The organism is Methylobacterium phyllostachyos, assembly GCF_900103445.1.
GTDB lineage: Bacteria > Pseudomonadota > Alphaproteobacteria > Rhizobiales > Beijerinckiaceae > Methylobacterium > Methylobacterium phyllostachyos.
The window spans coordinates 1-12,653 of the sequence record NZ_FNHS01000013.1; the positions used below are offsets into that span (position 1 = coordinate 1).

Genomic DNA, 12,653 nt, shown 5'->3' on the forward strand with positions numbered 1-12,653 from the left:
GACACCACCGTGGTCAGCGGCACGGTGGCGGTCACCGGCCCGCGCGAGAGCCGCACGAAGGTCTCCGAGACCGGCGAGCGGTTGCCGCCGGCGGCCGCGATGACGTCGAGGATGCGGTCGCCGTGGCCCGAGAGCGGCAGCCGGGCGCCGGCCGCACCCTCGCCGGTGACGGTCACCGCCTGGCTGATCGGGCGGGTGACCGAGACCAGCACCTGCGGCTGGATGGCTTTGCCGGCGAGTTCGTTCTCGATCAGCGCCTGGACGTCCTGGGGCCGGCGTCCGGCGACCTTGATGCGGCCGGCATAGGGCACCGAGATGGCGCCGTCGCGCCCGACCGGCTGCTCGGGGATGAGGGCGGACTTGGATCCGGCCGAGAAGCGGTCGGCGACGAGCGGCCCGGAGAACAGGCCGCCGGACCCGGCTTCCCAGATCGAGACCGAGACCATGTCGCCGATGCCGATGACCGGCTCGGCCGAGGGGCGGTGATCGCCGAAGGAGGCGAGCAGGCTGTCGAGCGGGCGGCCGCGCAGGGCCTCGATGACCGCGGGGGTGACGTCGATGATCTCGTAGCGCGCCAGCAGGCCGCCATCCGCGGTGGCCACCTCCGAGCCCGCCTGGATCGCGCTCGCCGTCGGCCCCGCCGCAGGCAGGTACGTGCAGCCGCCGACAGACCCGGCCGCCAGGGCGGCCATTAGGGCGGTGCGCGCCGTCTTACGCAGCATCACTAGAGAGTTCTCCAGCCGGCTCCGCGCCATCGCTGGCCCGGACCGGGACATCCAATTAGACCGCCAAACGCTGCGATCGCTTTAACAGCCGTCTGGGGCTGGCAGCCGCGTCGCGGGCGGCTGTTTTTATGCGTCGGTAATAAGACGCCAGCGTGGCGCCGCCGCGCGACTCCTCGACAAGCTTGGCCTTATCATGGCCCGGCGGGGATGTCCGCAGGTCGGCCGGCGATGGTACCGCGCAGGTCCCGCCCCAGAGCGTGGGCCGGGATGTCGCGCCGGCGCGGGGCCGCGGCCGGGCCGCCGAAGCGGAACAGGGCATACTCGGTCGTGCGGCCGCCGAAGCCTGGCGTGCAGGCGGGTAGCGAGGGGGCGTGGTCTCCGAACACGCAGAGCGTCATGGTCTGGCCCCGCTCCCTGGCCATCCGGTCTAGCCCGGCCACGACCGCCTCGACCATCTGCCCGGTATGGGCCACGTGGTGCATGTACTGCGCCTGCGGATCGTCGAGGCCGGGAAGCCGGCCGGGCTTCCACGGACCATGGTTCTCCATGGTGACGCAGAACAGGAACAGCGGCGTGCGCCGGTTGCGGACCTCCGCGAGGAGGCGCTCGCCGAGCGCCACGTCCCCGACATAGGGGCCAACCCGCTCGGCGTCTGCGAAAGCCTCCCCCATCACGAGGTCGGTGAAGCCGAACGCCTCCATGACCTGGGCGCGGCGGAAGAAATCCCGATGGAACGGGTGCAGGAACAGGGTGTCGTAGCCGCGGCTCCGGGCCAGCCGGGCGAGGCTAGTGGGCTCATCGCCGCCGCGGGCGGTGTAGGGATCGTACCGGCCGAAGCCGAGGGCTTCGGAGGGCTGGCCGGTCAGCACGGCGTGCTCGCTGCGCATCGTGTAGGCGCCGTGCGCCGGGACCTGGAGGCGCCCGTACTGGACGGCCTGCCTGCGAAACAGTTCCATCGCCGGCAGGGACGGTCCACCGAGGCGCTCGGGATCGATGAACGATTCGAGCTGGATCACCACCACCACGTCGTCCCCCTGACCGGCGGGCAGAGCGGGCGGCGCGGGCATGGGCTCGCTCCCCGCGAAGGCCCGGGCGGTGTAGCCCAGGAGGCTTGCCGGCAGGCCGACCCGGGCCACGTCGGCTTCGAGATCGGGGCGCGGGAACCAGCGGGCGATCAGCCGGCCCAGCGGCGGACGCGGTGCGGCCCAGGCCAAGAGGCCGAGCAGCAGCGGCAGGCCGACGAGCGCCAGGATCCAAGGCAGGGTCGCGGCCGGCAGCACGCTCGGCTCGGTCCGGTACCAGAGCACGGTCGCGGCGAGAGTGGCGAGGACGGGGACGCTGATCCGCGGATCCCACAGGGGCGGGATGTAGTAGAGCTGCGGGTGGCGCGGCACCTGCGGCAGCAGGGCAAAATCGCTGAACAGGAGCGGCTCGCCGATCACCGAGCGCTTGGCCCGGCTGACGAAGATGAGGGCTGCGACCGAGATCAGGCAGGTCAGCCCGGCGAGCCACGGGCGCCAGGAGAACGCGAACCAGAACAGCAGGATCAGCAGGTAGCCCAGGAGCCGCAGGGCGAGATCACGCGGGGCGAGGCTCGCCGGTCCGATCGAATCGCCGGCGAACACCTCCAGGGCGAGGCAGAGCGCGAGCGCGAGGCCGGTGGCGATGAGGAACGTCGTCAAGACTCGGGCACTCGACGTGGGGCGGACTCCTCACGGCCGAGACGCAGTCGTGTCCGGCGGGAGAAAGCACGCGGGATCAAGGTGTTGCGGGCCGTACCTAATCCCGTGGGATCGGGGATGGCCCGGGACGGGCTGCTGACCGAAGGGATTAGCAGCCCGTGCTATCGCTTTGATGTCGCAGGCATGTCACGTCCTAAGCAGACTCGCGGCGGCATGCCAGCGCTTCCTCCGCTGAGAGTCTCAAGTGGCGCGCCGGTTTTTGGCGCAGAACCGGCAGCCCCTTTTGCGGATTCGCTCAGCGCGGCCCGGCCTCCCGGCCGACGCCCCGCCGGCTGCGCAGGGCCCGAACAATCGGGTTGAGGAGCCCGTAGCGGGCCCGCATCATCAGGTGCGCGGCCTTGCCGATGGAGAGCGCGCTACGCGGCGCCGCTTCCCGGGCCGCGCTCAGGCGGTCGAGGAGTTGCTCCGGGCTGCACGGCTTCATCGCCACGGGGTCGAGATAGCGCGGATAGAGGATCATCGCGCCGGCCACCAACTCGTCGAGGGTGAGCCTGCGCCCACGGTCGGCCCCGGGCGCCAGATCCTCCGACAGGCCCCAGCCCGCGTAGAACGGCCGGCCATGGGTCGCCACGGTGAGGCCGCGGATCAGCGCCTCGAACCCGGCGAGCGACGTCATGGTCTCGACGTGATGCACCCGGTCGAGGAGGTCGACGATGCTGATGCCGGCGACGATCCGGTCGGCGAGCGTCAGCGCCTCCGCCTCCGGGATGATGCCGGGACGGAAGCCCGCCTCCACGTCGGGATGCGGCTTGTAGAGCAGGAACGCGTCCGGGTTGCGCCGCCGCGCCGCCTCCAGCAGCGCCCGGTTCGAGCGGACCAGCGGAGAGCCGTGCCGCACCGAGGCGTCGTCCTCCACCTGGCCGGGCACCAGCACGACCTTCCGGCCCGCGGGCCAGTCGAGGGCGGCCGCGTCGAGCCCGACATTATACTTGCTGAGCCGGCGCGCCACGACGTCCTGCCGCAGGCGCTTCGCCCGGGCAAGGAGGTCCGGAGTGAAGTCCGATTCCGCCAGCAGGCGCTGCAGGCGGCTCTCCCGGCGTGGGTCGTAGTAGATGCCGAGATCGTCCACCACGATCGAGGCGCCGGGCTGGAGGCTCGCGCCGAGGCCGACCGAGCGCAGGAAGCCGTCTTCCACCCGGGCGAGCGGCAGGCCCGCCTCCGCGCAGGCCGCTTCGAGCTGGCCCGGTGCCCGGGTCGCCCAGGCCAGCAGGCGGCCGCCGTGGCGCCGCCCGGCGGCGACCGCGGCCTCGGTGGTCATGGTGTGGATCGGCCGGCCGGCGGGTCCCGCCCCAAGCACGTCGAGGGCGGGGCGCTTCCAGCGGGACATCCCGACATAGACCACGCGCCGGTCGTTCTCGGCGAAGCGTGCCGCGAGCCACGCCACCCGCTCGGCGCAGGCCGCGCGGTCGATCGGTGCCCGGGTCCAGGGGTCGAGGTAGTGGATGCCGCCCTCCCCGCCGAGCGGCGCGTCGTCCAGGCTGATGCGAAGGGATGCGAATCCGCGCCGGGGATCATCGTAGGGACTCAGGAGCGGGCCGGGCGCGATCACGAGGCGGCGGCGGCCGGCAAGCGCCAGCACCCGGCCGGCCGGGCTCCCCGCCCCCCAGACTGCACCGGCCGCGCTGGGACTGAACCCGGCGAAAACGAGGCCCGTCGCGGCCTCGATCTCCGCCTGGAGGCGGTGGATCGTCCGACCGGTCGCGTAGAGCGACGGGGGCGGTTCAACGGGCATGGGCTGGACGTCCAACTCCGGCGATCGAAGGGCTATGCCTGCCTGTAGCGCATTTTCCCGGGGTTGGGACATGTGGGATGTCGGGGACAACCTCAACGGTTCTGCGCGAGCGCCACACGCGTGCAGGGATTTGGACATACCGTCGCCGTGATTGCCCGCTCAATCCGAGTCGGAGCCGCAGAAGCGCGACCGTTGCAGACGGGCCACGCGGGCGCGGAAAAGCCGCGCCATTCATGGCGTCGGATTGCGGGGCCGCCAGGCGTCGTGCCACCTCAAGGTCTCTTGCCGGTCCCGTTCGGCCGGCCACAGGGTCAAGGATAGAAGCGCCGCGGAATGCAACAGACCGCCCTCGACGCCCTCCGCGACCGCCCTGCGACCTTCCTGTTCCTGCAGGGAATCGCGACGCCGTTCTTCTCGGATCTCGGCAAGGCGTTGCGCGCCCGGGGCCACAACGTCCGGCGCATCAATCTTTGCCCCGGCGACTGGCTGTTCTGGAACGGTGCCGCAGACAATTACCGCGGCCGGCGCGAGGCCTGGGGCGTCTACCTCGAGGCCTATCTCGACCGCGAGGCGGTGACCGACATCGTGCTGTTCGGCGATTGCCGGCCGTTCCATAAGGCGGCGCGGATGATCGCGGAGTCCCGCGGCCTTCGGGTCCACGTGTTCGAGGAGGGCTATATCCGCCCCAACTGGATCACCTGCGAGCTCGGCGGCGTGAACGGCTTCTCGTCCCTGCCCCGCACGGCCGATGAGGTCCGGGCCCTGGCGCGCCGCCTGCCGCAGCCCGGCCGGGCGATGCCCTCCACGGGTGATATGGCTCGCCGGAGCGTCTGGGACGTCGGCTACAATCTCGCCAACGTGCTGTTCCCCTACCTCTATCCGCATTTCCGCAGCCATCGGCCGACGCATATCGCGGCCGAGTATGCGGGCTGGATCAAGAAATTCACCCGGCGTGCCCATACCCGTCGGGAGGCGGCGCGCTGCGACGAGATCTACCGCGCGGTCGGCTGCGACTACTTCCTGCTGCCGCTCCAACTCGACAGCGACTACCAGATCCGGGTCCACTCGCCGTTCCTCGGCGTCGAAGGCTTCATGGACCGGGTGATCAAATCCTTCGCGGATGCGTCCGCGGCGCCGACCCGGCTGCTCGTGAAGCTGCACCCGCTGGACAGCGGCCTGATCAACTGGCGCAAGTTCGCTCGCGCCTCGGCCCGGCGCCACGGCGTCAGCGACCGGCTCGACTTCATCGATGGCGGCGATCTTCCGGCCCTGATCAAGGGCGCCCGTGGCGTGGTGATCGTGAATTCGACGGTGGGGATGCTGTCGCTGGAAATGGGTTGCCCCACCCATGCGGTCGGCACCGCGATCTACAACATGGCCGGTCTGACCCATCAGGGCGACCTCGACGGCTTCTGGAAGAACCCGACGCCGCCCGATATGGGCCTGATGGCCGATTTCCGCCGGGTCGTGCTTCACCGGACCCAGGTCAATGGCGGCTTCTTCTCCAAGGAGGCGATCGACCGGGCCGTGGCCGGCTCCGTGCCGCGCATGGAGTCCGCGCTTCCCGATTCGATGTTGGCGGCGGCGCGGGCGATCCGCGAGGCGGCCGAGCGGAACGGCGAGTTGGCGCCGGTCTACTGAGGGCGCGTCCGGGCCGGCAAGGCTAGGTGGCTCCTGTCACGGCTTTCCGGGAGGGTGAGTCCCGCCGGCCCTTGATCTTTCCACGCCCGGCGGCGTAACCCGCCCCATGCCTCGCATTCTGATCACCGGCGCGTCGAGCGGCATCGGCGCTGCACTGGCGCGCCACTACGCGCAGACCGGCGTGAGCCTCATCCTCGTCGGCCGCAACGCCGAGCGCCTCGAGAGGGTGGCCCATGATTGCCGGGCCAAAGGCGCCGCCGTCACGGTCGCGCGGCTCGACACCCGCGACCGGGCCGCCACGATGGCGCTGGTGCACCGGTCGGACGCCGAGGCGCCCCTCGACCTCGTCATCGCCAACGCGGCGGTGAACGGCGGTAACCAAGAGGGACAGGTCGAGGCCGAGGACGTGGCCTTCGAGACGGCGGACATCAACTACACCGGCTCGCTCAACGTCGTGCTGCCCACTCTGACGCTGATGCTGCAGCGGGGACACGGCCAGATCGTCCTGCTGTCGTCCCTGGCGGCCTACGCACCCCTGCAGGATGCGCCCGCCTACAGCGGCGCGAAGGCCGCGCTCGTCGCCCACGGCCTCGCCCTGCGCCAGAAGGTCGGGCCAAGGGGCGTGAAGGTCAACGTGGTCACGCCCGGCTACGTGAAGACCCCGATGGGCGGCGAGCTGAAGGGCTGGCGGCCCCTGGAGATCAGCGCCGAGGAAGCCGCCGTGCGCATCGCCAAGGGTATCGCGGCCAACCGTGACGTGATCGCCTTCCCGTGGATCCTCACGGTGCTGGCCCGCACGGTGCTGCTCCTGCCCGAGAGCGTCCGCAAGGCCGGCCTCTACGCCTTCCGGTTCCAGAGGCGGAAGCGGCGCTGATGGCAAGGCCCCGGATCGCGCTGTTCGTCTTGGAGGCCCTGCCGAACGCCCGAGTGGTGCGTCGGCTCGTCTCCGATTACCGGGCCGACATCGCCTTTGTCGGCCTGTCCAACGCCGAGCGCCCGTCGAGCGGAGGCCTGACCGGGCAGATCCGGCGCCACCTCGTGCGTTCGGGCCCGGGCATCCTGCCGTATCTGGCGGTCAATTTCGGGCTGCCGGACCTGCTGCGCCCGCTGGCGCCGCTCACGCAGGCGGCGGCCGGCAGCAGCGACGCGCCGGAGGCCACGCCGCTCAAGACCCTGTGCCGCCGCCTCGGTATCCCGGCCCTGACGGTTGACGACGTCAACGGCCCCGAGGTCGCACGGACGCTGCGGGAGGCAGCACCCGACCTGATCCTCACCTACCATTTCGATCAGATCCTGAAGCCGGATACGATCGCGCTGGCGCGGCTCGGCGGCATCAACGGCCATCCCGGCCTCCTGCCGCGCCATCGCGGCCCGGTGCCCACGATCCATGCCCTGGCCGAGGGGCCGGGCAGCTTCGGCATGACCCTGCACCGGCTCGCCGCCGCGATCGATGCCGGGGCGATCCTCGCCCAGGAGACGGTGCCGCTGCCCCCTGACACGACCGCCACCCGGGCCGCCGTGGCGCTGCACGCCCAGGGGCGCGGGATGCTCGACCGGCTGATCGACGAGATCGCCCGCACCGGCGCCCTGCCGGAGGGTCGGACCGTCGAGGTTCTCCCGTATTGTCCTTTCCCGAATCGGGCGATGCTGGCCGCCCTGCGCCACCGCGGCCTGCGGCTCACCGACGGGCGGGATCTCCGGGAGGCGCTGAGCCTCTCCGGGCGGGTGCGGGACGCGCCGCTTCGGACTTGATGGTGCCTGACGGCGAGGCGTAATTTCAAGACACCAATAGTATATTCGCCATTTTTTAGTTCAGGGATGCTGTCGCGCACGGGGTTCGATCGTCTTATATCTGTAGGACGTGCCAATCGTACCGTCTCTTGTTTCGGTATCGTGTGCCGCGTTTGGCATCTTGGTGTGCATGCGATCCCCGTGCATGCGCTGCACGATGTCGCAGTCAGGTTCCGGGCCAAGGTTGCGTTCGAAGACTGCCCGATGGGTTTCCGTATCTTCGTCAGGCCGATCGACCCGGTGATCGAGGCGCCGATGTGAACGGGGGCCGAGCGTGCCTCGGACGCGCCTTTAACCGCCCGTTAAGCCTGCCGCGGGGAGGATCGCCCCCTCCCCGCCGACGAGGCCCAGCCCATGCCGGATACCAGCGCCCTCCACGCGGCGTCCGACGTCCTGGCCGCGGGGCGGCAGGTCCAGAGCGGCCGGATCCGAACCATCTCGGAAAATCTCGCCAACGCCGACTCGGCCGCGAGCACGCCCGGCGGAGCGCCCTACACGCGCAAGATCGCGGTGTTCGCCCCCGTCGTCGCCGACAGCCCGCGCGATCCTGTGGGGCGCGTCGTGCGCGATACCGGCGCGTTCCGCAGCCGATACGACCCTTCGAATGCCGCCGCCGATAACCGGGGCTACGTCCAGCTGCCGAACGTCAAGGCCGCGACCGAGACGGCCGACCTGCAGACCGTCGTCCGGAACTACGAGGCCAATCTTAGCGCCTCCGGCATCCTCGACAGGCTCAGCCGGGCGACGCTCGACCTCCTCAGTTGATCCGGGCCGTCAGAGGACGGCGGTCTGGCGCCTTCCATAGCCGGCGTAGACGGCGAGCCCGATCGCGAGCCAGACCGCCAGGCGGATCCAGGTCTCGGCCGGCAGCGAGGCCATCAGCACCAGGCAGGACAGGATGCCGAGACCGGCCGTGAGCGGCGCCGCCGGGACCCGGAAGGGGCGCGGCCGATGCGGCTCGGTCCGGCGCAGGATCAGTACCGTGGCGCAGACGAGGCTGAACGCCAGGAGGGTGCCGATGCTGACGATCTCACCCAGGATGTCGATCGGCACGAGCCCCGCCACCGCGGCGGTGAACAGGCCGATCACCGTCTGGCTGGCCGCGGGCGCCCGCGTCACCGGATGGACCCGGCAGAAGACTTCCGGGAGAAGCCTGTCCCGGGCCATGGCGAAGAAGATCCGGCCCTGCCCGTAGAGGGCGGTGAGCGCCGATGTGGTCAAACCGATCAGGGCGCCGATCTTGATCACTGTGGCGAAGGCCGAGAGCCCGATCGTGTCGACCGCCTTGGCCACCGGGTCGGCGACGTCGAGGTCGCGATAAGGCACAAGGCCGGTGAGCACGGCCGCCATGGCCACGTACAGCACCGTGGTGATGAGGAGCGAGCCTATCAGTCCTACCGGTGCGTCGCGCTGGGGGGCCCGGCACTCGCCCGCGGCGGTGGCCACCGTCTCGAATCCCACGAAGGCGAAGAACACCACCGCGGCGCCGCGGAACACGCCGCTCCAGCCGAAGGCGCCGAAGGCGCCGGCATTGTCCGGCACGAAGGGATGCCAGAGCTCCGGCCGAAGGTACGCGGCGCCGACGCCCAGGAAGGCCAGGATGATCGCGATCTTGCAGGCGACCAGCAGCCCGTTCACCAGGGAGGCCTCCCGGGTCGCGCGCGTCAGCAGCGCGGTCAGCAGCAGGACGATGCCGACGGCCGGCAGGTTGACGAGACCGCCATCGCCCGGCGCCCCCGCCAGGGCCGCCGGGAGCCGCAGACCGTAATCCGCCGCGAGCGACTGCGCGTAGCCCGACCATCCCACCGCCACCGTGGCGGCCGCGACGGCGAATTCCAGTACGAGATCCCAGCCGATGATCCAGGCGGGAAACCGGCCGAGGCTCTCGCGGGTGTAGGTGTAGGTGGAGCCCGCCTCCGGGATCATGGCCGCCAGCTCGGCGTAGCACAGGCCGACGAGGCCGCAGGCGATCCCGCCGATCACGAAGGACAGGCTGAGCGCGGGCCCGGCATACTGCGCCGCCACCGTCCCGGTGAGCACGAAGATGCCCGCGCCGATCGTGGCGCCGAGCCCGATGGCGATGAGGCCCGGCGCGGTCAGGCTCCGCGCCAGCGCGCGGTCCGGCCCGGACGCCGTGCCGGCACCCGTGGTCACTGCCGGTTCCGCCATCATGCCCCTCCCGGCTGGTCGTCCCGGGTGATCGTCCCGGCTGTCATGGCAGGGCAAGACGCGCGCCGCGAGTCCGGCCCGGGCGCTGGCGCCTCGAATGGCGGATGGATTGCCCGCGGTCGGCCGACTTCGCTATTCGGATGGCTCCCGCCGCAGGCTCAAGCCCCGAGCGGTATTCGCCGCGATCGGCGGCGCGGCCTCGATCAGCCGTGTATCGGTCCGGAAGATCCGGGCGACCCCGCCGGCGAAGCGGATGAAGGCGCGGCCCTGCGGGGTGATGACGTAGCCATCCGCGGTGGGGGTCACGTTGCCCGAGACAGTCTGCTCGGCCAAGCGGCGCTCCATCTGGTGAAACGCGCCGAGATAGACCGTCTCGAACACCGTCCGAGCCCGCTCGGCGGTATAGGGCTCCTCGGGATGCGCCGCCATCTGCCCGAGCAGGAACACGCTGACCGAGCGGTCGACCGTGACGGGCAGGATCACGAAGCCGCTCAGGTTCAGGGACAGCGACAGCACGCAGGCGCCGAGGGCGTCGCGGCGGCGCAGGCCCCAGGGGCGGCCGAGGCCGGCCAGAGCCGCCGTCGCCGCCAGCGTGAACAGGAAGGCCACGACCAGCAGGAGCAGTCCGCGGTAGAACAGGATCGCCACGCCCGACCAGAGATTCGTCTGGAACAGCAGCACGAAGGCGCCGAAGCCGAGGGCGAGGGCCCCCGCATGCAGCAGCGCCTGGGCGCCGATCCAGCGCAGGGCTTGCCCGGCGCGGCGGTGAACATCACTCATCGAGGTCCTCGACGCGCAGGATCCGGACGAGCGTATCCGCATAGGCCGGCCGCGTGCGCCAGACCCAGGACCCGGGTTCGCCCCAGGGAGCGTCCGCCGCGGTGACCACCAGGGCGCCAATCCCGGCCTCGGCAGCCCGGCGGTGGACCTCCGCGCCGGTCAGGTTCGCGTCGAAGATCGGCGCGACCGCGGCGAGTCGCGCCGCCACCGCCTCCGGCGGCGCACCGAACAGGCGGGCCTCGTGGTCGGCCACGGCCACCGGCTGCTCTCCATAGAGGCCGAAATCGAACACCCGCGGCGCGCTCGGCGCGCCTTGCAGGACGAGATCCCGGGGCAGGTTCGTGCCGGCCCAGCCATAGGCTGCCCGCAGCGCGCGGTCGATCTCCGGGCGGCCGTTGAAGAAGGCGAATTTCGGATGGTGGCTGGCGGGATAGGCACGCAGCCCGGCGAAGCCGTAGAGCGTCGTCGCGTAGCCCAGGATCAGCAGCACCCCCAGCGATCCCGCGAACCTGAGCCGTGTCCCGGCGGCCGTCCGGGTCAGGGCCACGGCGGTCCAGACGAATGTCGCGATCTGCGCGAGCAGGACCACGCGGCTGCCGAGATCGTTGTTGAGGATCGCCGAGCTCACGAACCCGCCGAGCAACAGGCTGACCGCCGCGCAGATCGTCAGCAGCCGCCCGGCCTCCCGGGCATGGGCCTCCCGGCGCGGGACGATCCGCCAGAACAGGAGTGCGCCACCCGCGAAGACGCCGAGCGAGACGTAGTAGTTCACCGGCAGCAGCACGAACTCGAGCAGGCCGAGCGTCGGCTCGTCGAAGAGCCGTTCCAGGGGGCCGAAGCGCCGAATCGCGAACCGGATCGAGCTGCCGGTGTCGGACCGGTTCGCCACGACGCTGAGCAGGTAGGGCGCGGCTAGGACGAGGCTGACGATCCCGGCCGCGCCGAGCCGGGCCGCGGCGCGCCAGCGTCGCTCGAACCCGAGAAGGGCGAGCCAGAGGCCGGCCCCCGCGGCCGTGCCCAGGCAGACCCAGACCGAGAGCCCGGCGCAGGCCGCGAAGGCCGTCCCCGCCGTGAGGATGCCGGCCGCCTCCGCACGCCGGCCCGGCCGGTTCCGGTCGGCAAGCTCGGCGAGCACCAGCAGGCCGAGCCAGCCCGCCAGCGCGGCGGCGACGTGATGGGGCACCCAGACCAGGGAGGCCGCCCAGTTGATGTGCTGCTCGTTCAGCCACTCCGGGATGGGAAGCCAGAATCCCGACGTGGCCCGGTACAAGAGGACCAGCAGGATATCCAACCCGCCGGCTGGCAGGAGCACGAGCACCGTGCGGCGGAGCAGACGGGTCGGGACCTCCCGCACGAGGCCGGTGGCCGCCAGCAGCCGGTCCAGCAGGCCGAGGAGCGCGATCCCGGTCCAGAAGGCGAGGCCCGCGAAGGCGGTCCGCCCGTCGACGAGCCGGCCCCCGGTCCAGTCCACGAGGGCGGTGAGCGTATAGAAGTAATAATAGTATCCGGCCCGCTCCGGCCGGGCGAAAAACGGGTCCACGGGCGGCAGGCCGTGCGCAACGATCGCGCGGGTCAGAGCCCCGTGCTTGACGAGATCGATGACTGTGAGCGGCTGATGAAGGGCTGCGCCGGTGTCGATATCGATCAGCGCGTAGGTCACGATCGCGAGCCAGAGCGCCGCCAGCGCCACGGCTGGCCAGTCGACCGGGCGGGGCAGGTCGCGGATCGTCGGGCGGAGGGCGGCCAGCCCGAGCACAACGTTCGCCAGGGCCGCGGCCGGAAGGCCGGCCGCCTGGATCAGAAGGGCGTCGAGGGCGGGCAGGAGCGCGATCCCGAGGAGCGCCGCGCCCAGGGCGCGGCGTCCGGCCGGCAGTGCGCGGAAGCCGAGCACGCCGGTGATCGCGCCCAGCGCGTAGCCCGGCAGGAGGACGAGGGGAACGGCGAGCAGCGTCGCGATCAGGACACCGCACGCATCCGAGAGGGTGCCGTTCATCGCCGGGCCGCGTTTCGTGCGCGGTACCGGCTATCACGGGAGGGTTAACCGTTCCCTGGTCGGGGCATGCCGCTTCCATG

At 71.3% G+C, this 12,653-nt stretch carries 10 protein-coding genes; 4 read left to right on the forward strand and 6 right to left on the reverse strand.

Features of this window, described 5'->3' with window-relative positions; all coding sequences use genetic code 11:
- From BLQ49_RS20075 to BLQ49_RS20085, 3 genes are all read right to left on the reverse strand, one after another.
- Positions 1–722: polysaccharide biosynthesis/export family protein (locus BLQ49_RS20075; protein ID WP_143012289.1), on the reverse strand; the 722-nt coding region annotated here is incomplete at its 3' end.
- 194 nt (positions 723–916) lie between these two features.
- The gene (locus BLQ49_RS20080; protein ID WP_091718935.1) at positions 917–2,407 is read right to left on the reverse strand and encodes an LTA synthase family protein; all 1,491 of its coding nucleotides are present in this window, start codon (positions 2,405–2,407) and stop codon (positions 917–919) included.
- A gap of 295 nt (positions 2,408–2,702) precedes the next feature.
- Positions 2,703–4,199, reverse strand: a complete 1,497-nt coding sequence (locus BLQ49_RS20085) for a capsular polysaccharide export protein, LipB/KpsS family (RefSeq protein ID WP_091718937.1) — start codon at positions 4,197–4,199, stop codon at positions 2,703–2,705.
- A 333-nt stretch (positions 4,200–4,532) separates the two neighbouring features.
- Here BLQ49_RS20085 and BLQ49_RS20090 point away from each other — a divergent pair, with 333 nt between their 5' ends.
- The 4 genes from BLQ49_RS20090 (at position 4,533) to BLQ49_RS20105 (ending at position 8,396) form a co-directional block, all read left to right on the forward strand.
- Positions 4,533–5,840 (forward strand): capsule biosynthesis protein, encoded by a 1,308-nt coding sequence (locus BLQ49_RS20090; RefSeq protein ID WP_091718939.1) that lies wholly within the window; start codon positions 4,533–4,535, stop codon positions 5,838–5,840.
- Positions 5,841–5,946: 106 nt separating this feature from the next.
- Positions 5,947–6,714: an SDR family NAD(P)-dependent oxidoreductase gene (locus BLQ49_RS20095; RefSeq protein WP_091718941.1), complete on the forward strand. Its 768-nt coding sequence runs from the start codon at positions 5,947–5,949 to the stop codon at positions 6,712–6,714.
- Complete coding sequence (locus tag BLQ49_RS20100) at positions 6,714–7,592, forward strand: formyltransferase family protein (RefSeq protein ID WP_091718942.1); 879 nt, start codon at positions 6,714–6,716, stop codon at positions 7,590–7,592. Before BLQ49_RS20095 ends, BLQ49_RS20100 begins: the two co-directional genes overlap by 1 nt.
- Positions 7,593–7,985: 393 nt before the next feature.
- Positions 7,986–8,396, forward strand: a complete 411-nt coding sequence (locus BLQ49_RS20105; RefSeq protein WP_091718945.1) for a flagellar basal body rod protein FlgC — start codon at positions 7,986–7,988, stop codon at positions 8,394–8,396.
- Positions 8,397–8,405: 9 nt separating this feature from the next.
- Here the strand turns inward: BLQ49_RS20105 and BLQ49_RS20110 are convergent, their stop codons facing one another.
- The 3 genes from BLQ49_RS20110 to BLQ49_RS20120 form a co-directional block, all read right to left on the reverse strand.
- On the reverse strand, positions 8,406–9,800 hold the full coding sequence (locus tag BLQ49_RS20110) for an amino acid permease (protein ID WP_091719286.1): 1,395 nt from the start codon (positions 9,798–9,800) through the stop codon (positions 8,406–8,408).
- 132 nt (positions 9,801–9,932) lie between these two features.
- Entirely contained in the window at positions 9,933–10,580 is a 648-nt protein-coding gene (locus tag BLQ49_RS20115) for a hypothetical protein (protein WP_091718947.1), read from the reverse strand.
- Positions 10,573–12,573 carry a hypothetical protein gene (locus BLQ49_RS20120; protein ID WP_091718949.1) on the reverse strand — a complete coding sequence of 667 codons (2,001 nt, stop codon included), beginning with the start codon at positions 12,571–12,573 and terminating at the stop codon, positions 10,573–10,575. Before BLQ49_RS20120 ends, BLQ49_RS20115 begins: the two co-directional genes overlap by 8 nt.
- Between the last annotated feature and the right edge of the window lie 80 nt (positions 12,574–12,653).

What these genes read in the sequence shown, in the direction of transcription:
- BLQ49_RS20110 (WP_091719286.1), bottom strand. Translation starts at nt 9,800, where the DNA reads ATGGCGGAACCGGCAGTGACCACGGGTGCCGGCACGGCGTCCGGGCCG.
- BLQ49_RS20120 (WP_091718949.1), bottom strand. Translation starts at nt 12,573, where the DNA reads ATGAACGGCACCCTCTCGGATGCGTGCGGTGTCCTGATCGCGACGCTG.
- BLQ49_RS20090 (WP_091718939.1), top strand. Translation starts at nt 4,533, where the DNA reads ATGCAACAGACCGCCCTCGACGCCCTCCGCGACCGCCCTGCGACCTTC.
- BLQ49_RS20095 (WP_091718941.1), top strand. Translation starts at nt 5,947, where the DNA reads ATGCCTCGCATTCTGATCACCGGCGCGTCGAGCGGCATCGGCGCTGCA.
- BLQ49_RS20100 (WP_091718942.1), top strand. Translation starts at nt 6,714, where the DNA reads ATGGCAAGGCCCCGGATCGCGCTGTTCGTCTTGGAGGCCCTGCCGAAC.
- BLQ49_RS20085 (WP_091718937.1), bottom strand. Translation starts at nt 4,199, where the DNA reads ATGCCCGTTGAACCGCCCCCGTCGCTCTACGCGACCGGTCGGACGATC.
- BLQ49_RS20105 (WP_091718945.1), top strand. Translation starts at nt 7,986, where the DNA reads ATGCCGGATACCAGCGCCCTCCACGCGGCGTCCGACGTCCTGGCCGCG.
- BLQ49_RS20115 (WP_091718947.1), bottom strand. Translation starts at nt 10,580, where the DNA reads ATGAGTGATGTTCACCGCCGCGCCGGGCAAGCCCTGCGCTGGATCGGC.